The following is a 23938-nucleotide window of genomic DNA, read 5'->3' as shown; positions in this document are numbered from 1 at the left end:
CTTACTAATAGATTTTTAGAATGTAGCGTGCGTAAATAAAAAAGCACTTCTCCGTTGTTGGAAAAGTGCATAGCTAAAAAAGCAAATAACATTCTCATCTGCTAAGCCGCACACCTATCCTCGTAGGCTGAAACGATCACATATTTTTCGGCAGGTCTCCTGGCTCTAGTTCAACACTTTATAGGTCTTCCCATCCGTTGGACAGTGACATGTTCTATAAAGCTCCCTAATACAGTGGCGGGACCGCGCCGGACTCAAACCGGCTTCCCTTTTAAGCAAAATGATAAGTATTTTACACCGAAAAAACATTAAGTTGTGAGATTTCACGACAAAGTGTAACATGATTTTCCATAAATATGCTATACTTTTTTTAAAAATATTTTCAATTGAAGGTCAATGGAGAAAATTCTGATAACTACTGAATTGTCATAAATAAGGAGATATTATAATTTTTATACCCGGTCTACACACAAAATTGATAAAATTGTCATAAATTTTTATAGAAATATTGAAATTTTAAAATAATGAGATATGATAGAGACAGTTTTCTATTCTATAAAGAAGATAATAAATTTCATATAAAACGTCGATAAGTGCTCGAATAACTCGAGATAATAGGGAAATTGGTGAAAATCCAATACAGCCCCCGCTACTGTAATAGCTGATGAAATCGCAAAGCCACTGGTGCAAACTTGGGAAGGCGCGATAGTAAAATGAAGCTTAAGTCAGGAAACCTGCTTATTTGATTGTGCATGCAAACTTTTCGGAGGGAGAAGTTGAAGCGAGAGCGAGTACCTGTATTTTATTTTATTCGTTTTTATTTGGCTTCTACAAAACCTTTACTCTCCGTAATTAGAGTAAAGGTTTTTCTTTTTCCAGAAAGCAAATGAGGGGAGACAGAAGATGACAACATGGAATTTAGAGGGGATGAAAACACATCTCTTTATTTGTAATGGTAGTAGCTGCATGAACAAAGGTGGGGAGGAAATTACCCTAGCTATTCGAGAAGAAATACAACAGCAAGCACTTGATCAAGAGATACATACAACAAGAACGCGCTGTAATGGACGATGCAAGGATGCTTGTGTGGTCATCGCCTATCCGCAAGGGAATTGGTATCGTGTACCATCAACAGAGCATGCTAGAACACTCGTACAAGATTTACATCATGAATCCTTATACAACGAACATGTCTTTACACTTCGTGAAGGTACATTACAGCGTACAGCACAAACGACAGCCATTAAAGGGATCGAAAAGGTGAAAGAGGGGTAACAACATGGCGCAAAAAGGAAAAATTTTCGTAGTGGGCTTTGGACCTGGAGACTTTAAGCATATTACGACACGGGCGGTAGAGGCATTACAACAAAGTGATATGATCATAGGCTACAAAACCTACGTGGAGTTGATTCAAGATTTAGTCAGTGCGAAGTCGATTGTCAGTACTGGAATGACCGAAGAGGTGTCCCGTGCGCAGGAAGCGGTTCGCCAAGCAGAGGCTGGAAGCATTGTCTCAGTCATTTCAAGTGGTGATGCGGGTGTCTATGGTATGGCGGGATTAGTGTATGAGGTATTGATTGAGCTAGGCTGGACAGAAGCAACGGGGATTGAGGTAGAAATTGTCCCTGGTATTTCTGCTATCAATTCATGTGCTAGCTTACTTGGTGCCCCGATTATGCATGATGCCTGTACGATTAGTTTAAGTGACCATCTAACACCATGGAATTTAATTGCCAAGCGCGTCGAGGCAGCCGCTATGGCGGATTTTGTAATCGCTTTATACAACCCAAAAAGCGGTCGCCGAACAAGACAAATTGTCGAAGCACAGCGCATTCTCTTAGAGTATCGTTCGCCTGACACACCAGTAGGACTTGTGAAAAGTGCTTACCGCGATCGTCAAGAAGTGACGATGACAACATTAGCCGAAATGCTGGAGCATGATATTGGAATGCTGACGACAGTCATTATTGGTAATTCGTCGACATTTTTCTATGACAATAAAATGATTACACCACGTGGCTATCAACGTAAATATACATTGGGTGAAGAAAAACAACCATTACGTCCACATCAACGTTTACGTGAAGAAAATGAACCTTGGGCAATGAACCAAGAGACAGGGACTGCACGACAAGACTTTACAGCAGATCCTAATGCAGGGCGTTTTAATAAACCCAGTGTAGCCGCTACGCCAAAGCCGAAAAAAACAGCACTTGAAATGGCTACAGCGGCACTCGCAATGGTGAAAGGAACAAGTGCAGTCAAAGTAACGCCGAAGCTTGTACAGCAAAAAATAGAATCAATTTTTGAATTAGCTGTAAGCCCAGGAGTGGTGAATAAGTTTTTCACACCTCAGCAAATGATGACGTTAGCAGAGGTCGTTGGGGAAGAGGGAACGATGGAATATACACCAGACCATCAAATCCATTTGAAAATCCCAACGACTGCCCCTGAACGTATTACGGAGAAACTACAGGAAGTAGGCTTTTTATTAGCGCCGATTGGTGATGTGCTATCCTTGAAGGCTTGTGATTTTTGCTATGGTGAAAAGGCCGATTCGATTCCTTATGCAGAAGAGATACAACAAAAATTAGGTGGTATGTCTTTGCCGAAAACATTAAATATCGGCTTTAACGGCTGTGGTATGGCCTGTTACAGGGCTGTATTTGATGATATTGGTATTGTCTATCGCAAAAGTAAATTTGATGTCTTTATTGGGGCGAAGCCAGTTGGTCGTACGGCCCATGCAGCACAGCCTGTTGTAGAAGGGTTGGAGCCTGAACAACTGATTCCACTAATTACAGATATTATTGAAGAATATAAAGCAAATGCCCACCCAAATGAACGTTTATTTAAATATTTTAAACGTGTGAAAAAGATATTGCATTTTACGTATCAAGATATGTCTTCCAAAATAAAAGTAGAGCCAGCTCCGTGCGGCGACTAGTAAGGAGAAAAGAGATGAAAGCTATTTTATTTGTCGGCCATGGGAGCCGTTTAGCAGCAGGAAATGATGAGGTACGTACATTTATTGAACAAATGACACCGCGTATTGATGCACAATTTTTAGTGGAAACATGTTTCCTAGAATTTGCTTCACCGAACATCGAAGAAGGCATTACGAATTGTGTGAAGAAAGGGGCTACAGAGGTTCATGTAATTCCGATTATTTTACTTCATGCAGGCCATTCAAAGCTGCATATTCCAGCAGAGATCGAGCATGCGCGTGAGCATTATCCGAACATTACATTTACCTATGGTCAAACCATTGGCATTCATGATGAAATATTTGCGATTTTACAAGATCGTCTAGCGGAAATTGGTTTTCATTCAGAACAAGAGCAACAAGATACAGCCATTTTATTGATTGCACGAGGTGGCAGTGATCCATCTGCAAATGGTGATTTTTATAAAATTACACGACTTTTATGGGAAAAATTACCTGTTAAATATGTGGAAAGTGCATTTATGGGCGTAACAGATCCACGTGTTGAAGAAGGTATTGAACGCTGTGTTAAATTAGGTGCGAAAAAAATCATCATGCTCCCATACTTTTTATTCACAGGTATTTTAATGGAACGTATGAATGATATGTGTGTGAAGTTTAATGAACAATATCCAGATTGTACTGTTCAAATTGCCAATTATTTTGGCTACCATGAACGTTTACAAAATGTTTTATTAGAGCGTATTGAACAAGCGATAAATGGTACATCTACAGGCATGCAAGATTTAGAAAATTATCGTGCCTATGCGGCAGTTCATGGACATGCCCATCACCACCATCACCATGATCACGATCATGGACACGACCACCATCACGACCATGACCACCACCATGAAGAGGAGCCAGTAAAATGATTTTCATGTTAGCAGGGACGAGTGATGCAAGGGATTTAGCCCTTGCCCTGCAAAGCGCAGGACATGCGGTAACAGCTACCGTTGTGACTGATTCGGCAGCCTCTAGTCTTGCTGACGTTGGCCTATCACATTTAATAGGTCGACTGACAGCTGAGGAAATGGCAGCCATCATAACAGAGCAAGGCTATCAAATGGTGGTTGATGCCTCTCATCCATTTGCTGAGGAAGCTTCTAAAAATGCAATGGCAGCGGCCGAACAGGCACAAGTTCCTTATATTCGCTATGAGCGTGCCCATGAACACTATGCGCATCCTCTCATTACAATAGTGAAGGATTATGAGGAGGCAGCCCAATTAGCGGCAGAAAAGCGTGGTGTCATCATGCTGACAACAGGCAGCAAAACACTTGCTACTTTTACAAAGGTTTTACAAGGCTTAGAAAATACGAGAGTAATTGCTCGCATGCTTCCACGACTGGACAATATGGAAAAATGTGAGGCACTTGGTGTGGCACAACGAGATATTGTAGCTATTCAAGGTCCGTTTTCAAAGGAATTAAATGAAGCATTGTTTCGTCAATATGGAGTAACTTTGATGATCACCAAAGAAAGCGGTAAAGTTGGCTCAGTTGATGAGAAGCTTGAGGCAGCTCTTGCCTGTCATATTGAAACGATTCTTATTGCAAGACCAACCATTCAATATGGCCAACAATATTCAACATTTGAAGAAATATTACAGGCTGTACAACATACACTTTAGGAGGCATTATCCATGGATTTTAAAACAGATTTCAAACCACTAACGGTAGACCCAGATAAAATTTACGATTATAGTTTCTCGATTATTGCAGAGGAAATGGGCGATCATGATTTTTCGGAGGACGAGTGGAAGATTGTGCGCCGTATTATCCATGCTTCGGCGGATTTTGAGCTAGGTCGCAGTGTCATCATTACACCTGATGCAATTGAAGCGGGGATTAAGTCCATTCTTGCCGGACGACACGTCATTGCAGATGTTCAAATGATTGAAAGTGGCTCTGGTAAAAAACGTTTCCAAAAGCATGGTGGCGATTTACATTGTTATATTGCGGATGAAGATGTCGCAGTAGAAGCGAAAAAACAAAATACAACTCGTGCCATCATTTCCATGCAAAAGGCTACAAAATTACATGAAGGTGGGATTTATGCAATTGGTAATGCGCCAACTGCCTTACTAGAATTGATTCGTTTAATTAAAGAAGGCTTAGCAAAACCAGATTTAATTATCGGTATGCCTGTCGGTTTCGTGTCAGCAGCCGAGTCAAAAGAAGAATTGCTGAAACTCGAAGGGATTCCGTACATTACCAATGTTGGTCGTAAAGGCGGTAGTACAGTGACGGTTGCCGCGTTAAATGCCATCTCACTATTAGCGGATGAACAGGCGAAAAAATAATGGAGCGGAAGCCAAAAAAGGATCCCAAGGACATGCGTCACGGTTATACAACGGGAGCCTGTGCAACTGCGGTAACAAAGGCTGCATTGCTCGCTCTGATTACAAAGGAAGAGCAGGAGACGAGTACCATTCATTTACCGATTGGTCGGGATGCAACCTTTACAATTGAAAAATGCATATTTGAAGAAAATGCTGTCAGCTGTGAAACGATTAAGGATGCTGGTGATGATCCTGATGCGACCCATCAGGCGCTTATTGTTGGCACAGTGAGCTGGACTGATACACCTGGTATTCATTTAGATGGAGGGATTGGGGTCGGGCGTGTTACAAAGCCTGGCTTACCAGTGCCTGTTGGCGAGGCAGCCATTAATCCTGTACCACGTAAAATGATTCATAGCACGGTTCAAGGAGTATTAGACGAATTTCACATTACACGAGGCGTGAACGTAGTGATATCCGTACCTAAAGGAGAAGAAATCGCTAAAAAAACGTTAAATGGACGACTTGGTATACTTGGAGGCATCTCAATTTTAGGCACAAGGGGAACCGTCGTGCCTTTTTCGAGTTCTGCGTATATGGCAAGTATTGTACAAGCGATTAGTGTAGCTAAAGAAGCTGGTTGTGAGCATTTAGTGGTAACGACAGGCGGTCGCAGCGAAAAATTTGCGATGAAACAATACCCCGATTTACCAGAAGAGTCTTTTATAGAAATGGGCGACTTTGTCGGCTTTACTTTAAAACATTGTAAGCGACTCGGTATCAAACAAGTTTCTCTTGTCGGTATGATGGGGAAATTTTCTAAGGTGGCACAAGGTGTCATGATGGTTCATTCCAAAAGTGCACCAATCGATTTTAACTTTTTAGCACAACTTGCAGAGGATACAGGAGCAGATGGAGAAACAATAGCGCAAGTACGTGAGGCAAACACAGCGTCACAAGTAGGTGAAATCATGATGGAGAAGGGCTATGATGCATTCTTTCATCATTTATGTGAGGCGTGCTGTTATTCCTCTATCCATCATATAAAAGGTGGTTTAACACTTTCCACATCGATTTATTCGATGCAGGGACAATTATTAGGAAGGGCTGATGACATTGCATCGATCGATGAAATTGATTGGGATCGGGGATAACGGATTAGCAAGCTTATTTCCCCAATACCTCGAGTGGATTGAAGACTGTGAGGTACTTGTTGGTGGTGAGCGAGTACTGGATTTTTTCCCGAACTTTACGGGTGAAAAAATCAGCATTAAAGGGGGACTTTCAGCACTTGTTGAAAGATTATCTGAGGAAACAAGAAATACGGTAATCCTTGCCACTGGCGACCCATTATTTTATGGCATTGGGGGCTATCTAGCTAAAAAGCTAGATATTGAGGTTTATCCATATATGAGTTCTGTTCAGCTGGCCTTTGCGAAGATGGGAGAAAGCTGGCAGGATGCCTATGTCACAAGTATTCATGGCCGATCTATGAAAGGCTTGGCACAGCGTATCGATGGGAAAAAGAAAGTAGCGCTTTTAACGGATGCTGATAATAGCCCCAATGCGCTCGCTCGTTATTTAAAGCATTTTGGTATGACAGAATACCGAGCGTTTGTTGCAGAAAATTTACAGGGTGAAAACGAAAAATGTGGCTGGTATTCGTTAGATGAAATGGAAAGCGCTCATTATTCGCCATTAAATGTCGTGATTTTACAACAAATAATGGAACTAAAACGTTACACGCTTGGGATTGATGATGAAGAGTTTTCACAACGCAAGCCAGATAAAGGACTGATCACGAAAAAGGAAATACGTGTTTTAAGCTTACAGGCCATGCAGCTTCAACAGAATAGCATAATTTGGGATATTGGTACTTGTACGGGTTCTATGGCGATTGAGGCAGGAAAGCTTGCGCCAGAGGGTCAAGTATATGCTGTAGAGAAAAATGCACCTGATTTAGACAACTGTCTTCAAAATCAGCAAAAGTTCCGTGTTGATATCACAGCGATTCATAGTAAAGCACCAGAGGGATTAGACAGCTTCCCAGATCCTAATGCCATTTTCATTGGTGGTACGGGTGGCGAAATGGTGGAGTTACTACAGTTATGCTGTAGTCGTTTGAAGCCAAACGGTCGCATTGTCTTAAATGCAGCGACCATTGAAAATTTATATAAAGCAGTGGAAGCGTTTAAGGCTTGTGGCTTTGCGGTTGATATTTTACAGGCACAGCTTGCGCGCAGCAAACCTATTTTAGATATGACACGCTTTGTACCATTAAATCCAATTTATATTATTTCGGCTTATCGAAAGGAAGAAAATAATGAGTAATCTAGGTGTACTATACGGCTTGGGCGTTGGTCCTGGCGATCCAGAATTAATTACAGTCAAGGCATTTCGTGTGATTCAGGAATCACCTGTTATCGCCTATCCAAAAAAGCTAAGAGGTAGTAAAAGCTATGCCCATCGCATTGTCGATGTTTATATTAATCCAGACGAAAAAGATATGCTTGGCCTTGTATTCCCTATGACCAAAGATGAGGCTGTCCTTGAACGTGAATGGACAAAATCAGTAGAACTTGTCTACGAAAAACTACAAGCCGGTAAGGATGTAGCCTTTGTAACAGAGGGAGATCCGTTATTATATAGTACGTTTATTCATATGATGAAGTTGATGCAGGACATGCATCCAGATGTAGAAATCCGTACGGTGCCAGGGATTTCTTCGTTCAATGGCTCCGCGTCTCGATTAGGGATTGCTTTAGCTGATGGCGATGACCGAGTGGCCATTATTCCTGCCCATGATGATTATGAAGCAATGCGTGAAGCCATTGAAAATCATGATGCCGTTGTCTTTATTAAAGTGGCAAAGGTGATCGATTTAATGCTAGAGGTGCTACGTGATCTAGATTTATTAGATAAAGCATCTGTCGTGACGAAGGTCACTTCTGATGAAGAAGTTATTTGGGATGTTCGTGAATTGGATGGTGTGGAATTAGAATATCTAACATTAATGGTGGTGCGTAAATAATGAAGAAAATTTATATAGTTGGCGCTGGTCCAGGTGATCCAGATTTAATTACAGTTAAAGGTTTACATATGCTGCAAACAGCGGACGTTGTCATGTACACAGATTCATTAGTGAGTGAAGAGCTTATTGCGAAAGCCAAACCTGATGCAGAGGTCATTCGAACTGCTGGCATGCATTTAGAGGAAATGGTGGCCGTTATGGTGGATCGTGTTAATGCTGGGAAAACAGTAGCTCGTATGCATACAGGTGATCCAGCGATGTATGGTGCCATCATGGAGCAAGTGGCTCTATTGAAAAAGGAAGGCATTGGGTATGAAGTGATTCCAGGAGTTAGCTCTGTTTTTGCATCAGCAGCGGCAATCGGCGCAGAGCTCACAATTCCTGATTTAACACAAACCCTCATTTTAACACGTGCAGAAGGACGTACACCTGTCCCAGAATTTGAAAAGCTGCGTGACTTGGCGAGCCATCATTGTACAATTGCTTTATTCCTTAGTGCAACACTTACAAAAAAAATTGTTAAAGAATTACAAAGTGCTGGTTGGGCTGATGATACGCCAGTAGCAGTTATTCAACGTGCTTCATGGCCAGATCAAAAGATCGTGCGGACGACTTTAATCGAATTAGATGAAGCAATGCGTGTAAATGGTATTCGTAAGCATGCAATGATTCTAGCAGGTTGGGCATTAGACCCGAACATTCATGATAAGGATCAATATCGTTCGAAGTTATATGATGCAACCTTTACACATGGCTTTAGAAAAGGTGTGAAGACAAGTGATTGAGTTACAGGAAGGTGTATTACCAGAGGTTGATCAACGCAATCCTTATGCGGTTGTCGCCATTACGAAGCATGGTGTTCAAATTGGACGTCGCCTGCAGCAAACCTTTGCAGCAAGTGATTTATATTATATGAGTAAATTTGAGCAAGGCGATGAAGCAGAAAAGCATATTCAATTATTTACAGGTACCGTGCGCTTGTTATTGCCAACGCTATTTAAACAATATAAAGGGTTGATTTTAATCATTTCGCTCGGTGCGGTCGTACGCATGATTGCGCCCATTTTAAAGGATAAAAAGACAGACCCTGGCGTTGTCGTAATTGATGATCGAGGCGACAATGTCATTAGCGTATTATCAGGGCATCTTGGCGGTGCCAATGAGCTAACACATGAGGTGGCAGCGGCACTTGGTGCAAATCCAATTATTACAACAGCTTCTGATGTGCAAAAGACGATTCCTGTTGACTTATTTGGAGCCCGTTTTGGTTGGGTATGGGATAGTGCCGACAAATTGACACCAGTGAGTGCTTCCGTTGTAAATGAGGAGCATGTGGCAATTGTGCAGGAAACGGGTGAGCGCGATTGGTGGATGCGTGATACCGCCATGCCAGAGCAAATTAAAATTTATCCATCCACACAGGCAGCCATCGAGGCTAGACCTCATGCCACGCTATTAATAACGGATCGAATCATAGAACAAGAGGAAGAGATTCTTCTAGAAAACGGTGTTATTTATCGACCAAAATCTATTGTGCTCGGTATGGGCTGTAATCGTGGGACATCTGTGGAAGAAATTGAACAAGTGATTGATGAAACCTTGGCAGAGCTAAAGCTTTCGAAAAAAAGTGTGAAGGCATTATGCACGATTGATTTAAAAAAAGATGAGCAATGTTTTTTAGACATTACCAAGAAATATGATTGGGAGTTCGTCACTTATACCCCGGCGGAATTAAATCAAATCGAATTTCCTTCCCCTTCTGAAACAGTCTTTAAATATACAGGTGCCTATGGTGTGAGTGAACCAGCGGCTATGCGTTATGCACAGGTCAAGTCACTCCTATTAGAAAAGAAGAAATCGGGAAATGCTACGATTTCAGTTGCGAGATACCTATTTTAAGGAGGAAGTCCATGCAAACAAATCGTTTTGTACTAGCTGGTACGGGCAGTGGGGTAGGCAAAACCACTTTTACCATTGGACTGATGAAAGCACTACAAAATAAAGGAAAAGTAGTGCAGGGCTTTAAATGTGGCCCTGATTATATCGATCCAACGTATCATACGGCTGTAACAGGTAGAGTATCACGCAATATTGATAGCTGGATGTTCTCCCATGAAGCAGTACGTGATATTGTGGCACGCGCAAGTATGGATGCGGATGTGTCCATTATTGAAGGTGTGATGGGCTTCTATGATGGCAAAAGCCCTTTATCAGATGCTGGCTCTGCCGCAGATATTAGTGTAGTGACAGAGAGCCCTGTTATTTTAATTGTTAATTGTGCAAGTATGGCGCGTAGTGTAGCAGCTGTTGTAAAGGGCTTCCAAGTTTTGTCAGACAAATCGAGGATCGTTGGCGTTATTGCGAACCAAGTGGGCAGTGTCGGTCATTATGAAATTGCCAAGGCAGCTATTGAACAAGAATGTGGCATTCCTGTCATTGGTTATTTAAAACGTGAACAAGGCATCGATATTCCGAGTCGGCATTTAGGGTTAGTACCCGCCATTGAAAGGGGAGAACTAGATTCATTTTTTGATAAACTAGGTGACCTTATGGCAGAAACGATTGACTTGGATCAATTAATTGACTTAACAAAAGCCCCTATCCTACATGAATCAGGTCACTTATTTGCTGAGGAGCCTTCACAAAATATTTGTATAGCGGTTGCAAGGGATGCAGCATTTAATTTTTATTATGAAGAAAACTTAGCTTTGCTACGTGCGAAAGGCGCGACATTACAATTTTTCTCTCCACTTGCCAATGAGCCTGTACCATCAGAAGCAGATGGCCTCTATATTGGTGGTGGCTTTCCTGAAGAATTCGCAGAGACATTGGCTTCACATACAGTCGTGAAAGACTCCATTCAAGACGCTATTGCCAAAGGACTGCCAACATTAGCGGAATGTGGTGGCTTTATGTATTTAACAGAGGCTATTACAAATAGTCAGGGTCAACGCTATGAAATGGTAGGTGTGATTCCAGGGGAAGTGGCCATGCAGACAAAGCTTGCAGCACTAGGCTATCGTGAAATTTTTGGCACAGCAGATAATTTCTTAATCGGTGTGGAGCAAGAAGCGAAGGGCCATGAATTCCATTATTCTAAATATAGTGGTACCCACAACACACCAGCCTACGAGACGATTGGTCGTTTTGGCAAAAAGCAAGAAGGCTATAAACAAGGGAATTTGGTGGCTGGTTATACACATTTCCATTTTGTATCAAACCCAAAGCTAGTTGACAAGTGGTTAACAGCTTGTAAGAAGGTGAAAAATGATGACTAATTATTTTCCTATTCATATCAATCTAGAATATAAAACCGTAGTGATTGTAGGTGGCGGACACGTGGCAACGCAGAAGGTAGCCTCTCTGTTACCCGCAAAGGCCCATATTGTCATAGTCAGTCCAATCCTACATGATACATTACAGCCACTTGCCGATTCGGGGCAAATTACTTGGAAGCAGAAGGAATTTGAACCACGTGATTTGGATGATGCCATTCTCATTATTGCTGCAACGAATGTGACGGCTGTAAACGAAGCCGTTCAAGAGGCGGCACAGCATTGGCAATTAATCAATCGAACGGATAGACAAAGTGAAAGTGATTTCATTACACCTGCTACTGTTCGTCGTGGCCCATTGGTGTTAACTGTTTCGACATCGGGAGCAAGTCCCAGTCTAGCGCGCAAGATCAAAGCAGATTTAGAAGATCAATTCGATGGTGCTTATGATGACTATGTATGCTTTTTACAGCAAGCTCGATTAATGATTGCTGCTAAGTATGACAAAGGTCCGCAAAGACGGGCGGCATTACAAGCATTGCTAGAGCCAAGCATTCTGGATTGGACACGTCATGGAGAGATTGATAGACGTGAAGCCTATTTACAACAACTTTTGATGGGAGCGAAGCAATGAAGGAAGGAATAGTATATATCGTTGGTGCAGGTCCTGGGGATCCGAAGCTCATCACTGTGTATGGTCTGGAATGTATTCAAAAGGCTGATGTGATTGCCTATGACCGTCTTGTGAATCCCACATTGCTCGACTTTGCAAAAAAGGATGCAGAGCTCGTTTATTGCGGTAAACTTCCAGGCAAGCACCACCTTATTCAAGATGAAATTAATGCCTTACTTGTTGAAAAAGCACAAGAAGGTAAAGTTGTGACACGTCTGAAGGGTGGCGATCCATTTGTATTTGGACGTGGTGCTGAGGAAGCAGAAATATTAAAAAATCATGGTATAACCTATGAAATCGTTCCTGGTATTACAGCCGGTATTGCTGCAGCTGCTTATGCAGGGATTCCAGTGACACATAGAGACTTCGCGACAAGCTTTGCCCTAGTGACGGGGCATGGTCGTGAAGAAAAAGGACAGGACTTTTTGAATTGGCCAGCATTGGCTACAGGTATTGATACCGTCGCATTTTACATGAGTGTTGGAAATATTGCCTACATTGCTCGCAAATTAATTGAAAACGGACGTCAGGCCACAACGCCAGTAGCGGTCATTGAGTGGGGAACAACTGCTCAACAACGCACGATTACAGGACAGCTAGATGAGATAGCGGCCATTATTGAACGTGAAGGGTATCATAATCCTTCGATGATTGTCGTGGGAGAGGTAGTCAATGTACGTGAGAAAATTCAATGGTTTGAAGAGCAGGGATTAACCTTTTCATAATCATTTCTTAGAAGAGCACAAGGAGGAAGCAACATGACCGTTATCGAAGCATTAAAAAAGCGTAGAGCCATTCGAAATTACACAACACAACCAGTAGAGAAAGAAAAAATTGAGCAAATTTTACAAGCAGCCACCTATGCTCCGAATGACCGTATGCGTGAGCCTTGGCATTTTTATGTTATTCAAGATGAGGCAATGAAGCGTTATGAAGAAATGGCGAGTGCCTATTTACAAGAGCGTTTCCCCACAAAGCCGAACTTAGTGGAAAGCTCTTTAAAGGTTGTGCAAACAACGCCTGTGGCCATTGTTGTTACTGCAGACATTGTTGAAGGTGATACTGATGCGACAGAGGATAATGTTTTTGCCGTATGTAGTGCCATTATGTCCATGTGGCTCACTGCAGATGAGCTAGGTCTTGGTTTTGTTTGGCGTACACGTGGTGTTGGGCTCGTGCATGATTCACGTATGCATGCATTTATTGGTGCAAGTGCCTCTCAAAAAGTAGTCGGTACGATATTTATTGGCTATCCACAAGAGCAGGAGCAAAGCGACAAAAAGCGTACACCATTTGCAGAAAAGACAACATGGCTGTAAGGGGGCTACTCACATGGCAAGAAAAGGCTTGTTTTTAGTATATACAGGTGAAGGAAAGGGCAAAACGACGGCGTCTCTAGGTGTCACATTACGTGCAGTTGGCCGTGGCTTAAATGTGCGCTATATGCAGTTTATTAAATCACCCGAGCGTACGTACGGTGAGCAAATTGCTCTTCGCAAGTTAGGTGTGGAAATGGAGCAAATGGGTATCGGCTTTACATGGACAAAGACACCTGAAGAGCATCGTGCTGCCTTAGCTAAGGCATGGAAAAAAACGAAGGCCGCCCTGCAAGACGACAGTATTGATTTATTGGTGCTAGATGAACTAAACAATGCATTGGCCATCACCAAGTTTCCTATCGATGATGTCCTTCCACTAACAGAAGTCATAGAGGCGATCCAGCAACGTCCATCGACGATGCATTTGGTGGTCACAGGTCGAAGTGCGAACCCTGCCTTAACGGCAATGGCTGATTTAGTGTCAACCATCGATGCAACAAAGCATTACTATGATGAAGGCATCCCAGCGGTGAAAGGGCTAGAATTTTAAAGCCCTTCACCATTGCTGGGTGAAAAATATACGCGCGGCGCGAAAGTCTCGATCAATCGGAGAATACTCGGAGCGAAGGGAAATACTCGCGCTTGCCCAAAGAATACTCGCGGAGCGGAGGGAAATACTCGCGCTTGCCCAAAGAATACTCGCGGAGCGAAGGGAAATACTCGTGCTTGCCCAAAGAATACTCGCGGAGCGGAGAGAAATACTCGTGCTTGCCCAAAGAATACTCGCGGAGCAGAGGGAAATACTCGCGCTTGCCCAAAGAATACTCGCGGAGCGAAGGGAAATACTCGCGCTTGCCCAAAGAATACTCGCGGAGCGGAGAGAAATACTCGTGCTTGCCCCGAGAATACTCGCGAAATGAAGGCAAACTCGCACAGCTCTAATACAATATACTGCGTTACACCAATAATGACGGAGGAAAGTGACTATGCCAGCTAAATCGATAATGATTCAAGGAACGGCTTCCGATGTTGGAAAAAGTATGATTTGTACGGCACTTTGTCGTATATTTTCGGATGATGGACTAAGTGTTGTCCCGTTTAAATCGCAAAATATGGCTCTTAATTCGTTTGTTACGAAGGATGGTGGCGAAATCGGCCGTGCACAAGGGGTGCAGGCAGAGGCAGCCCGTGTTATTGCGACGACTGATATGAATCCTATTCTGCTGAAACCGAAGCAAGATATGATGTCTGAGGTCATCGTCCATGGCAAGCATTTTTTAAATATGGATGCCAAAAGCTATCGCAATAATTTTGTGCAAGAGGCAATGCCAATCGTTGAAAAATCTGTCCGTACGCTACAAAATACATATGATGTCATTGTCCTAGAGGGGGCAGGTAGCCCAGCTGAAATTAACTTAAAGGATCGCGATATTGCTAATATGCGAATGGCACATTTAGCAGATGCAGCGGTAGTGCTTGTTGCTGATATAGATCGTGGTGGGGTCTTTGCCTCGATTGTCGGTACACTGGCGTTGCTAGATGATGAAGAGCGTGCCCGTGTTAAGGGATTAATCATCAATAAATTTAGAGGCATGCGTGAATTATTAGATGATGGTCTTGAATGGGTGGAAAGAGAAACCGGTATCCCGGTGCTTGGTGTGATTCCTTATGTAAATATCAATATTGAAGCAGAGGATTCCCTTGCATTATCGTCATTACGCTTTAAAAAGCCAAAACCAGGCGAATTTACTGTCGATGTAGCGATGATTCGTTTACCCCGTATTTCAAACTTCACTGATATTGATCCCTTTTTCGATGAGCCAGAAGTAGGTGTACGTTTAATTGGTAATGTCCATGAGCTAGGCACACCGGATTTGCTTATACTGCCAGGAACAAAAAGTACAATGGATGACTTAGCTTGGTTAAAAGCACAGGGCTTCGATCAAGCTATTACCCATTTACGTGAGCGCGGCACAAAAATTATTGGCATTTGCGGTGGTTTCCAAATGCTTGGTGAAACATTACTAGACCCTGAAGCAGTGGAGGGAAATGGTGAAGCTGCAAATGGTCTTGGGCTATTGCCAATGGAAACGACTTTTGTAGGCACTAAAAAAACGGTACAAATGACAGGAACAAGAGGGCAGGATACATTGACGGGCTATGAAATACATCTAGGACGTACGAAAATTTTACGTGATGAAGTATCACCGTTTCTACTGCTAGAGGATGGCCGAGAAGATGGCGCAGTGAGTCATGATGAGCAAGTGATTGGTACGTATTTTCATGGCGTGTTCCATAATCGCACCTTTACTCGTCAGCTTGTTAATGAAATACGAGTGAAAAAAGGGTTAACGGCTTTACCGAATGATGTAAAAAGTGATGCAGAACGAAGAGAGGACGCCTATAATATGTTAGCCGACCATGTTCGAGCAAACCTGGATATGAAAAAAATATATGAAATTTTATCTTTAGAGGTATCTGTATGACAAGAAAAGGACCATTAGCCATTAATTACGAGGCATTATGGCAGGAGGGAATGAAAGACTGGCATGGAATGATGCCGGAGCGCATGGTCAATGATCAGCTAGAGGAGCAATTTTGGGCTCAATCCGTTGCACGTAAAAAAATAGGACAAACTGATCCTTATGCCCAACGCATTTTTCAGGAGCTGCAAAAAAGTATTGAGCCACATCATTCTGTATTAGAAATTGGGCCAGGATGGGGTAATTATACGTTTCCATTGGCTGAGCGAGTGGACAAGCTAACCTGTGTGGATAGCTCTGAAAGCATGCTGTATTACTTACAACAGTGTATGCCTCATCAGGAGCATGTTTCATATGTTCATGCAAAATGGGAAAATATGGAAAGTGATGAAATTGAGCCACATGATATCGTTTTGGGCGTGAATTGTTTTTATCGGATGTATGAAATTAAAGCCGCCTTATCCCATATGAATCGACTTGCGAAAAAGCGTGCCATCATTGGCATGACGACAGGTCCTATTCAGCCTCATTATGAGCTATTATATGAAAAGTATGGCTATGATATTAAGTTTCCTCGTAGAGATTATATAGAATTTTTAAATCTACTGTATGAGATGAATATTTATGCGGATTGTAAAATTATCCCTTTGGAACGTGTCTATGAATATGAAAGCTATGAACAGCTTGTTACAACGCAAAGTAAAAAAATTTTAACGGCAAATGTCCAGCAAGCACATGTGGAAGAAGCTCTCTCACCTTTTATTGAAGAAAAAGAGGGACGCTATTATTATCGTCATGACTTTCATGCAGCCCTTGTTTCATGGCAACCAAAATAAAAGAGAAACCTTTGGAGAAATCTGTTCACCAAGGGTTTTTCTTATTGGGCATGTTAAGGTACAATAAAACGATAGAAACAAGAAGTGAGGTGGCATATGTGCAACTACATTTTTTAGGGACAGGCGCAGGCATGCCTTCAAAAGAGCGAAATACGAGTGCATTGATGATCAAGTTATTAGATGAAGTGAGCGAAATGTGGCTATTTGACTGTGGGGAGGCTACACAACATCAAATCCTACACACATCGTTAAAGCCACGTAAAGTAACAAAAATTTTTATTACACATTTACATGGCGACCATATTTTTGGATTGCCAGGGTTTTTAAGCTCTCGTTCCTTTCAAGGAGGGGATGAGCCTTTAACGATCTTTGGTCCCCCAGGTTTACAGCAATGGATTGAACAAACATTAGCCTTATCTAAAACCCATTTAACGTATCCACTGTATTTTGTAGAAGTGCAAGAAGGGATTATTTTTGAGGATGCTCATTTTACAATTTATGCACAGGAATTGCGCCATGTTGTACCATGCTATGGTTATCGTATTGAACAAAAGAATTTACCTGGTGAATTATTAATCGACAAGGCACAGGCACTTGGTGTGCCTAAAGGCCCTTTGCTTGGTCAATTAAAAAATGGTTATGATATCGTGCTTGAAAATGGGCATGTGATTCAAGCGAAAGACGTTGTTGCCCCCTCAAAAAAGGGCTTCACACTGACGATTTTGGGCGATACGAAATATTGCGAAGAGGCCATTCAATTATCAAGGGATGCTGACATCATTGTACATGAAGCGACCTTTGATGGGACAATGACTACTTTAGCAGCCAGCTATGGTCATGCCACCAATGTGGAAGCCGCAAAAGTCGCACAGCAAGCTGGCGCAGACTACTTGCTTTTAAATCATTTAAGTGCCCGTTTTCTTCCACAGGATTTACCACAATTTTTGGCAGAAGCACAGGCAATTTTCCCCCAAACATTACTAACATCCGATCAAGCCATTTTTACTTGGCAAAATAATAAATTAATCTAAACTAATTTAAAAAACATCTATTGATTGACATGCAACTAATAGATGTTTTTTATTTATAGTTATTACTATCACTATTTTCAGTTCGACTCATGGAATGTTTGTTACTAGCCAAGGAGAAAGATATTTGCTCAGAAGGCTATACATCAAGCGGAAAATATGAAAAGCATAACGGCATTGATCAACCAATTAAATACAACAGTAGAAAAACGCCAACGATTTGCAGGTAAATATAGCGTTTAAAAGGAAAAATATAGTACAATCGATCCTTCACTTCCCGTATAATTGAAAAAAGGGGTGTGGTTTAATTGAATCAACAAAAGATGCCGCCAGCACTATTGCGATTAATTGTTATTTTTCCAAATGTGCTGAGCTATTTATTACTATTCGGATTAATTATTTTTGTCATCTCGAATTATGAAACGCTAAAAGCAACAAATAATTTAACCGTTTGGATTATTTTTATTGTCGTATTAGCACCTGCTGCTGCCTACACGACTTTTAGTATTGTGAAGAAAATTCGAGCAGGTCATATGTAGCTCATCTGTGTTGTTATTAGAATGTATTCTAGTAACAACACTTTTTTTTGACAAACTGGGCTCTATCATCTATATTTTTGTTAGTCATAACTAACATTTTGGAGGCGTATACAATGAAAAAAGGCACAAAAGATAAAATTCTTGATGCAGCAACAAGTCTAATGACAGAAAGGGGCTATTCGAATGTTTCGGTAAAAGATATTGCTGCCACTGCTGGTGTTAGTGAAATGACTGTCTTCCGTCATTTTGAAACAAAACTAGGAATTCTTCATGCTGTCCTGCAAAGCCACTCATATATCCCATACTTTGAACATTTATTTGCACAAGATTTATCCGGAAACTTAGAGAATGATTTAAAGCAAATTGCTAACACATATCTAGCTTTTATGGAAAAAAATAAACCAATTTTTCTCATTACTACACAAGATAGAAGTATGCTACCAGGGTTAATGGATACAATTTCGGATAACCAAACTAAACAATTACTAAGCTTATTGGCCGTTTATTTTCAAGCTCAAATTGAACAAGGAAAGATGAAGGAAATAGATACAAACGGACAAGCCATTGTTTTTTTAACGAGCCTGTTTGGTTTTTTTGTTTCCAATGCGCTATGGGACCAACATTTTCTAAAAGATCAACAAGAAATTTTTATTCAACATTTAGTTGCTACTTTTGTGAGTGGAGTCTGTGTTTAATGGTTCACTCACATAGTTTGCATATATTTTTTAAGTAAAATGTTAGTTATCACTAACTAACATAATATTTAGGGGGACGTTTCATGAACGAAAAAAGAAATGTCATAGTAGCAATTCTACTATCCGCAGCATTTGTGTCTATTCTCAACCAAACATTATTACTCATAGCTATGCCACCAATTATGAACGATTTCAAGATTGATGCTAATTTAGCACAATGGCTCACGACAGTATATTTATTAACGAATGGTATTCTCATACCTATTACGGCTTTTCTGATTGGTCGTTTTTCCAATCGATTACTGCTAATAGTGGCTCTCACTTTATTTAGTATGGGTACATTTTTAGGTGCCTTTGCCCCAACCTTTACGGTTTTACTTATGGCTCGAGTTATTCAAGCGGCTGGAGCAGGGGTGATCATGCCCTTAATGCAGACGATTTTATTAACGATGTATCCTAAAGAAAAACGAGGTTCCATTATGGGGCTAGCGGGCCTTGTAACAGGTTTTGCACCAGCAATAGGCCCAACATTATCAGGCTGGATTTTAGAACATTTTACATGGCGACATCTGTTTTTTACTGTCTTACCCGTTTCTGTCATTGTTTTGACTGTGGCCACGATTTTTATGAAAAATGTCACGACAAAAAAAGAGGGGCAGCTAGATGCTCCTTCTATCGTATATTCTTCTTTAGGTTGGGGTGGCTTGTTATATGGTTTCAGCATCGCAGGAGCTGTTGGATTTCAATCAATGCCAGTACTTGCATCATTAATGGTAGGAGGAATTACGCTGTTTCTATTTATTAGACGTCAGCTTCAATTGCCTAAACCAATGCTTGAATTTCGTGTATTTCAATCCGCCATGTTCTCTATTACAACTTTTTTATCGAGTTTAGTTTATGCCCTCATGATTGGTACACAAATACTTATCACATTTTATATTCAAAATGTACGGCAGCTGTCGGCACTCGAAACAGGGCTGGTTTTATTGATAGGTGCGCTTGTAATGGGTATATTGTCGCCAGTGACAGGGAAGATTTTCGATAAAGTGGGTGGAAAAGGCTTAGCACTGGTAGGGTTCACCAGTATCTTAATTGGTTCAGGTGCTTTCATAGCATTATCAATGCATACAAAACTTTGGCTACTGGCATGTCTCTTTACGATGATTTCCTTTGGGATTTCAATGATTATGATGCCGCTGACAACCGCTGGCATGAATGCCTTACCTACACATTTGATGGCACATGCGACAGCGATGAATAGTACATTGCGTATGGTCGGTGGTGCATTAGTAACGGCATTACTTGTAACCATCATGAGTACGGTAACTACTTTACAGCAAGAAATGGGTGATGCTGATGCTATGCTAATTGGCATTCGCACAGCGTTTATTGTCACAACGATTTTAAGTGCTGTTGGACTACTACTGTCTTTATATATGAAGAAGGAGCCAAGTGCCAAATAGCCATCATCCCCATGACGCATAAAAATAGTTTATCGAGAGAAACTAATGGAAGAAGAAGCTTCACAATTTTAGAAAAGAGAGGTGCTTTTTATGAATCCAATAAATTGTGATTTTTCACCAATGAAAGAAACATTAAAAGATGAGCTTCTCCAAGTGATTATGTCCTTACAGCAAAGTGTGCAAGAAATGGATACAGATGCAAATTGTCTCCTTGGCAATTTTGAGAAAATCAAAGAGAGATTTATGACAATTGAAATGAAAGCCGCGACGTTTTATTTAAATTGTTATCTTTCCCCGTTTACAGAAAAGTATCCGGAATTATCACATAGTGTGCAAAATATGTCGTTGAGAAGACATGGTGGTTTAATTGTCATCCAACGACAGGATTCGTTAGTGAATTTGATGCAGCCCGGTATTCATATTGGTGCAGATTTAACGCATTCCTTATTAGAATCCATTTTCTTTCCAGGTAATCCATTACATGATGGAGCGGTACTCGTCAATCAAAATCAAATTGAATCGGCAGCGAATGTACTGCCATTATCAGACCGTCAGACTGGTGAAAAAAAATTAGGAACAAGACATCGTGCAGCGTTGGGATTAAGTGAAGTAAGTGATGCACTTGTGATGGTCGTCTCAGAAGAAACAGGTAGAATTTCTTTTGCTTTTCAGGGAAATTTATACCCGATTACATCACCTGGCATCATATAGGGACTCTCCTCTGTAAAACAATATCTCAAATTCGAGATATTGTTCTTGCAATGTTATCACTTGCGTGGTAAAGTGATAACTGAAGGGAGGATGAAGTCATGAGAAATCATACATTAGGCACATTAACATGGATTCGTATGATGCGCTTTACAACGCAAAGTAACCAGTTATCGAATGAATTTTTAAAGCGTTTCGATTTAACAACGGCACAATTCGATGTGTTAATCCAAATCCAAACGTATGCACCGATCACTCAATCTCAATTAGCAGAGAAAGTAACAGTTACACAAGGTGGCATGTCTCGCATGCTTGCCCGACTTGAAAAAGAGGGACTAATCGAGCGTAAACAAAATTGGAAGACCAAAGCTATCTCATTGACGGCAAAAGGTGAGCAAATGATTGATGCAGCAACACCAAGTCAACTTCACTTCCAATCCTCATTTTTTGAAGAAGTATTATCAGATGAAGAAATAAAATCTTTATATAAAGTGATGACAAAGCTTGAAAAGCATAGCCGAGAAAAAAAATTGCCGCCCGTGTAATTTTTTTTACAATATCACTTGCTTAGTCAAGTGAAAAAGGAGGAACATTAGGATGAATAAATTAAATGGACACCATCATATATCCATGCTAACGAAAAATGGCAAACAGAATAATCATTTTTATACAACTATTTTAGGGTTACGACGTGTGAAAAAAACAGTGAATCAAGACTCACCATCCATGTATCACTTATTTTATGGTGACTTAACTGGAGCAGCTGGTACAGAATTAACATTTTTTGAAATGCCCGTTGCAGGACGTACAGTGCGGGGCACGAATGCTATTACTCGTATTGGCTTACTTGTACCTAGCTCCGAAAGCCTACTATATTGGAAAGAACGCTTTCAACAGCTAGAAGTAGAACATAGCGATATCACTACTTATGCAGGCAAAGAGGCTTTGTTTTTTGAAGATCATGAGGGATTACGAATGGTGCTGTTAAATCATCAGGGGCATGATACGCCTGCACAATGGCAAGCATGGGATGGCAATGATATACCGGAGGAACATCGTATTTTAGGTATGGGGACTGTTGAAATCACTGTACGCTATTTACAAAGAACCGTGAATTTACTACAAGATTTATTTCACTATACAGTTGTTGCAGAAACGGACAAAGAAACGATTCTGCAATCGATAGAAGGAGAAGTGCTTGGAGAGATTGTCGTCAAAGAATTAGAAGGGCCAAGCGAGAAACCTGGTAAAGGCAGTATTCACCATCTTGCATTACGTGTAGCAACGGTCGAGGAATTACAGGAATGGGATACGAAAATTAAGGCACAAGGTTTGGATAGTACAGGTGTCGTCGATCGTTATTATTTCCAAAGTCTTTATTTCAGAGATCGCAACGGTATTTTATTTGAAATGGCGACAGATGGTCCAGGATTTACTGTGGATTCAGCAGTCGAAGATCTTGGAAAAGAACTAGACCTTCCACCCTTTTTAGAAAAGAACCGTGCAGAAATTGAAGCCATTTTAGAACCACTAGAATAAGGAGAGATGAAACATGATGGAAAAATATCGTATGGATCAATCAAAAGGATTGGAATTCGGGCTGTACTCTTTAGGGGATCATATTCCAAACCCATTAACAGGCGAGCGTATTTCTGCTCAGCAAAGACTAAAAGAGTTAGTAGAGGCTAGTCAATTGGCTGAACAAGCAGGCATTGATGTATTCGGTATTGGTGAGAGTCATCAATCGTACTTTACAACACAGGCACACACAGTCGTGTTAGGGGCTATTGCACAAGCAACGTCCAATATTAAATTATCTAGCTCAGCAACTGTATTAAGTGTTTCAGACCCAGTACGTATCTATGAGGATTTTGCCACAATTGATTTAATATCAGATGGTCGAGCGGAAATTGTAGCGGGACGTGGTTCACGTGTAGGAGCTTACCAATTATTGGGTGTTGATTTACAGGACTATGAAGAAATTTTTGAGGAAAAATTAGAGCTACTTATGAAAATCAATGACGAGGAGCTGGTGACATGGGAAGGGCAATTTCGAGCACCACTTCACCATGCACAAATTTTACCACAGCCCAAAAACGGCTCCTTACCGATTTGGCGAGCAGTTGGTGGTCCACCTGCCAGCGCTATTAAAGCAGGATATATGGGAATTCCGATGATGCTTACAACATTAGGTGGACCTGCTATCAACTTTAAACCATCTGTTGATGCCTATCGAGAAGCGGCAGAACGCAAAGGTTTTGACCCAAATGAATTACCTATTGCCACAACAAGCTTGTTTTATGTAGCAGATACAACAAAAGAGGCATTGCAAGGCATGTATCCACATTTAAATGGTGGTTTCCAAGCCATTCGTGGCGGAGGTTATCCAAAGCAACAATTTGCTCAAGCACCCGATACACGTGATGCTTTAATGGTCGGCAGTAAAGAGCAAATTATTGAAAAACTACTTTATCAGTACGAACTATACGGCATGCAACGCTTTATGGCACAAATCGATTTTGGCGGCGTACCATTCGATAAAATCATGAAAAATATTGAAATCATCGGGAATGATATTATTCCAGCGATGAAAAAATATACAGCAAAATAAGGAGTGG

Annotated in this window: 26 protein-coding genes and 2 riboswitches; all 26 genes read left to right on the top strand. The window is 41.2% G+C overall.

Annotated features, from left to right (window positions below; translation table 11 throughout):
- Positions 1 to 131: 131 nt before the first annotated feature.
- Positions 132 to 317, bottom strand: a riboswitch (cobalamin riboswitch).
- Positions 318 to 574: 257 nt separating this feature from the next.
- Positions 575 to 757: riboswitch (cobalamin riboswitch) on the top strand.
- Between the two features lie 146 nt (positions 758 to 903).
- The 26 genes from V6670_RS13670 to V6670_RS13545 all read left to right on the top strand — a co-directional run bounded on the left by V6670_RS13670 (position 904) and on the right by V6670_RS13545 (position 23931).
- Entirely contained in the window at positions 904 to 1275 is a 372-nt protein-coding gene (locus V6670_RS13670; RefSeq protein WP_036120017.1) for a (2Fe-2S) ferredoxin domain-containing protein, read from the top strand.
- A 4-nt stretch (positions 1276 to 1279) separates the two neighbouring features.
- Entirely contained in the window at positions 1280 to 2947 is a 1668-nt protein-coding gene (gene cobJ, locus V6670_RS13665) for a precorrin-3B C(17)-methyltransferase (RefSeq protein WP_058844512.1), read from the top strand.
- 14 nt (positions 2948 to 2961) lie between these two features.
- On the top strand, positions 2962 to 3861 hold the full coding sequence (locus V6670_RS13660) for a sirohydrochlorin chelatase (RefSeq protein WP_338651422.1): 900 nt from the start codon (positions 2962 to 2964) through the stop codon (positions 3859 to 3861).
- Positions 3858 to 4619, top strand: coding sequence for a precorrin-6A reductase (cobK, locus tag V6670_RS13655; protein WP_141903642.1), 762 nt, complete (start codon positions 3858 to 3860; stop codon positions 4617 to 4619). Before V6670_RS13660 ends, cobK begins: the two co-directional genes overlap by 4 nt.
- 12 nt (positions 4620 to 4631) lie before the next feature.
- Entirely contained in the window at positions 4632 to 5291 is a 660-nt protein-coding gene (locus tag V6670_RS13650) for a precorrin-8X methylmutase (RefSeq protein WP_036120037.1), read from the top strand.
- The gene (locus tag V6670_RS13645) at positions 5291 to 6424 is read left to right on the top strand and encodes a cobalt-precorrin-5B (C(1))-methyltransferase (protein ID WP_338651421.1); all 1134 of its coding nucleotides are present in this window, start codon (positions 5291 to 5293) and stop codon (positions 6422 to 6424) included. The genes V6670_RS13650 and V6670_RS13645 overlap by 1 nt, the downstream gene beginning before the upstream one ends.
- A complete protein-coding gene (gene cbiE, locus V6670_RS13640; RefSeq protein WP_338651420.1) occupies positions 6381 to 7601 on the top strand; it encodes a precorrin-6y C5,15-methyltransferase (decarboxylating) subunit CbiE in 1221 nt (406 codons plus the stop codon). Before V6670_RS13645 ends, cbiE begins: the two co-directional genes overlap by 44 nt.
- A complete protein-coding gene (gene cobI, locus V6670_RS13635; protein ID WP_036120046.1) occupies positions 7594 to 8301 on the top strand; it encodes a precorrin-2 C(20)-methyltransferase in 708 nt (235 codons plus the stop codon). Before cbiE ends, cobI begins: the two co-directional genes overlap by 8 nt.
- Positions 8301 to 9086 (top strand): precorrin-4 C(11)-methyltransferase, encoded by a 786-nt coding sequence (gene cobM / locus V6670_RS13630; RefSeq protein ID WP_141903645.1) that lies wholly within the window; start codon positions 8301 to 8303, stop codon positions 9084 to 9086. Before cobI ends, cobM begins: the two co-directional genes overlap by 1 nt.
- The gene (locus V6670_RS13625; protein ID WP_338651419.1) at positions 9079 to 10200 is read left to right on the top strand and encodes a cobalamin biosynthesis protein; all 1122 of its coding nucleotides are present in this window, start codon (positions 9079 to 9081) and stop codon (positions 10198 to 10200) included. Before cobM ends, V6670_RS13625 begins: the two co-directional genes overlap by 8 nt.
- An 11-nt stretch (positions 10201 to 10211) precedes the next feature.
- Positions 10212 to 11579 (top strand): cobyrinate a,c-diamide synthase, encoded by a 1368-nt coding sequence (locus V6670_RS13620; protein WP_338651418.1) that lies wholly within the window; start codon positions 10212 to 10214, stop codon positions 11577 to 11579.
- Entirely contained in the window at positions 11572 to 12210 is a 639-nt protein-coding gene (locus V6670_RS13615; RefSeq protein ID WP_338654631.1) for an NAD(P)-dependent oxidoreductase, read from the top strand. The genes V6670_RS13620 and V6670_RS13615 overlap by 8 nt, the downstream gene beginning before the upstream one ends.
- The gene (gene cobA, locus V6670_RS13610) at positions 12207 to 12974 is read left to right on the top strand and encodes a uroporphyrinogen-III C-methyltransferase (RefSeq protein ID WP_036120058.1); all 768 of its coding nucleotides are present in this window, start codon (positions 12207 to 12209) and stop codon (positions 12972 to 12974) included. The genes V6670_RS13615 and cobA overlap by 4 nt, the downstream gene beginning before the upstream one ends.
- A gap of 33 nt (positions 12975 to 13007) precedes the next feature.
- On the top strand, positions 13008 to 13568 hold the full coding sequence (locus tag V6670_RS13605; protein WP_036120059.1) for a nitroreductase: 561 nt from the start codon (positions 13008 to 13010) through the stop codon (positions 13566 to 13568).
- A 13-nt stretch (positions 13569 to 13581) separates the two neighbouring features.
- Complete coding sequence (locus V6670_RS13600) at positions 13582 to 14118, top strand: cob(I)yrinic acid a,c-diamide adenosyltransferase (protein WP_058844520.1); 537 nt, start codon at positions 13582 to 13584, stop codon at positions 14116 to 14118.
- 19 nt (positions 14119 to 14137) lie between these two features.
- Positions 14138 to 14488, top strand: a complete 351-nt coding sequence (locus V6670_RS13595; protein ID WP_338651417.1) for a hypothetical protein — start codon at positions 14138 to 14140, stop codon at positions 14486 to 14488.
- A 66-nt stretch (positions 14489 to 14554) separates the two neighbouring features.
- A complete protein-coding gene (locus V6670_RS13590; protein ID WP_338651416.1) occupies positions 14555 to 16054 on the top strand; it encodes a cobyric acid synthase in 1500 nt (499 codons plus the stop codon).
- Complete coding sequence (locus V6670_RS13585) at positions 16051 to 16887, top strand: class I SAM-dependent methyltransferase (RefSeq protein WP_338651415.1); 837 nt, start codon at positions 16051 to 16053, stop codon at positions 16885 to 16887. The genes V6670_RS13590 and V6670_RS13585 overlap by 4 nt, the downstream gene beginning before the upstream one ends.
- Positions 16888 to 16985: 98 nt before the next feature.
- Positions 16986 to 17918, top strand: a complete 933-nt coding sequence (gene rnz / locus V6670_RS13580) for a ribonuclease Z (RefSeq protein ID WP_338651414.1) — start codon at positions 16986 to 16988, stop codon at positions 17916 to 17918.
- Between the two features lie 305 nt (positions 17919 to 18223).
- Positions 18224 to 18454 carry an acyl-phosphate glycerol 3-phosphate acyltransferase gene (locus tag V6670_RS13575; protein ID WP_141903651.1) on the top strand — a complete coding sequence of 77 codons (231 nt, stop codon included), beginning with the start codon at positions 18224 to 18226 and terminating at the stop codon, positions 18452 to 18454.
- Positions 18455 to 18567: 113 nt separating this feature from the next.
- A complete protein-coding gene (locus V6670_RS13570) occupies positions 18568 to 19149 on the top strand; it encodes a TetR/AcrR family transcriptional regulator (RefSeq protein WP_338651413.1) in 582 nt (193 codons plus the stop codon).
- Between the two features lie 83 nt (positions 19150 to 19232).
- Positions 19233 to 20612, top strand: coding sequence for an MDR family MFS transporter (locus V6670_RS13565; protein WP_338651412.1), 1380 nt, complete (start codon positions 19233 to 19235; stop codon positions 20610 to 20612).
- Between the two features lie 90 nt (positions 20613 to 20702).
- A complete protein-coding gene (cdaS, locus tag V6670_RS13560; RefSeq protein ID WP_036120087.1) occupies positions 20703 to 21323 on the top strand; it encodes a sporulation-specific diadenylate cyclase CdaS in 621 nt (206 codons plus the stop codon).
- A gap of 98 nt (positions 21324 to 21421) precedes the next feature.
- Entirely contained in the window at positions 21422 to 21865 is a 444-nt protein-coding gene (locus V6670_RS13555) for a MarR family transcriptional regulator (RefSeq protein ID WP_036120090.1), read from the top strand.
- A 52-nt stretch (positions 21866 to 21917) separates the two neighbouring features.
- Positions 21918 to 22859, top strand: coding sequence for a ring-cleaving dioxygenase (locus V6670_RS13550; RefSeq protein ID WP_141903654.1), 942 nt, complete (start codon positions 21918 to 21920; stop codon positions 22857 to 22859).
- 16 nt (positions 22860 to 22875) lie between these two features.
- The gene (locus V6670_RS13545; protein WP_141903786.1) at positions 22876 to 23931 is read left to right on the top strand and encodes an LLM class flavin-dependent oxidoreductase; all 1056 of its coding nucleotides are present in this window, start codon (positions 22876 to 22878) and stop codon (positions 23929 to 23931) included.
- Positions 23932 to 23938: the final 7 nt, after the last annotated feature.

The sequence above is a fragment of the Lysinibacillus sp. Y5S-8 genome (assembly GCF_036894365.1).
GTDB lineage: Bacteria > Bacillota > Bacilli > Bacillales_A > Planococcaceae > Lysinibacillus > Lysinibacillus fusiformis_D.
Note: the sequence above shows the minus strand (reverse complement) of the source record. Positions and strands in the feature narration are given on the sequence as shown.

Coding starts and splice junctions, on each gene's coding strand:
- V6670_RS13590 (WP_338651416.1), top strand. CDS start 14,555: ATGCCAGCTAAATCGATAATGATTCAAGGAACGGCTTCCGATGTTGGA.
- cdaS (WP_036120087.1), top strand. CDS start 20,703: ATGAATCCAATAAATTGTGATTTTTCACCAATGAAAGAAACATTAAAA.
- V6670_RS13545 (WP_141903786.1), top strand. CDS start 22,876: ATGGAAAAATATCGTATGGATCAATCAAAAGGATTGGAATTCGGGCTG.
- V6670_RS13645 (WP_338651421.1), top strand. CDS start 5,291: ATGGAGCGGAAGCCAAAAAAGGATCCCAAGGACATGCGTCACGGTTAT.
- V6670_RS13555 (WP_036120090.1), top strand. CDS start 21,422: ATGAGAAATCATACATTAGGCACATTAACATGGATTCGTATGATGCGC.
- V6670_RS13550 (WP_141903654.1), top strand. CDS start 21,918: ATGAATAAATTAAATGGACACCATCATATATCCATGCTAACGAAAAAT.
- cobJ (WP_058844512.1), top strand. CDS start 1,280: ATGGCGCAAAAAGGAAAAATTTTCGTAGTGGGCTTTGGACCTGGAGAC.
- V6670_RS13660 (WP_338651422.1), top strand. CDS start 2,962: ATGAAAGCTATTTTATTTGTCGGCCATGGGAGCCGTTTAGCAGCAGGA.
- V6670_RS13585 (WP_338651415.1), top strand. CDS start 16,051: ATGACAAGAAAAGGACCATTAGCCATTAATTACGAGGCATTATGGCAG.
- cobK (WP_141903642.1), top strand. CDS start 3,858: ATGATTTTCATGTTAGCAGGGACGAGTGATGCAAGGGATTTAGCCCTT.
- cobI (WP_036120046.1), top strand. CDS start 7,594: ATGAGTAATCTAGGTGTACTATACGGCTTGGGCGTTGGTCCTGGCGAT.
- V6670_RS13670 (WP_036120017.1), top strand. CDS start 904: ATGACAACATGGAATTTAGAGGGGATGAAAACACATCTCTTTATTTGT.
- V6670_RS13565 (WP_338651412.1), top strand. CDS start 19,233: ATGAACGAAAAAAGAAATGTCATAGTAGCAATTCTACTATCCGCAGCA.
- V6670_RS13615 (WP_338654631.1), top strand. CDS start 11,572: ATGACTAATTATTTTCCTATTCATATCAATCTAGAATATAAAACCGTA.
- cobM (WP_141903645.1), top strand. CDS start 8,301: ATGAAGAAAATTTATATAGTTGGCGCTGGTCCAGGTGATCCAGATTTA.
- cbiE (WP_338651420.1), top strand. CDS start 6,381: ATGACATTGCATCGATCGATGAAATTGATTGGGATCGGGGATAACGGA.
- cobA (WP_036120058.1), top strand. CDS start 12,207: ATGAAGGAAGGAATAGTATATATCGTTGGTGCAGGTCCTGGGGATCCG.
- V6670_RS13570 (WP_338651413.1), top strand. CDS start 18,568: ATGAAAAAAGGCACAAAAGATAAAATTCTTGATGCAGCAACAAGTCTA.
- V6670_RS13605 (WP_036120059.1), top strand. CDS start 13,008: ATGACCGTTATCGAAGCATTAAAAAAGCGTAGAGCCATTCGAAATTAC.
- V6670_RS13600 (WP_058844520.1), top strand. CDS start 13,582: ATGGCAAGAAAAGGCTTGTTTTTAGTATATACAGGTGAAGGAAAGGGC.
- V6670_RS13620 (WP_338651418.1), top strand. CDS start 10,212: ATGCAAACAAATCGTTTTGTACTAGCTGGTACGGGCAGTGGGGTAGGC.
- V6670_RS13650 (WP_036120037.1), top strand. CDS start 4,632: ATGGATTTTAAAACAGATTTCAAACCACTAACGGTAGACCCAGATAAA.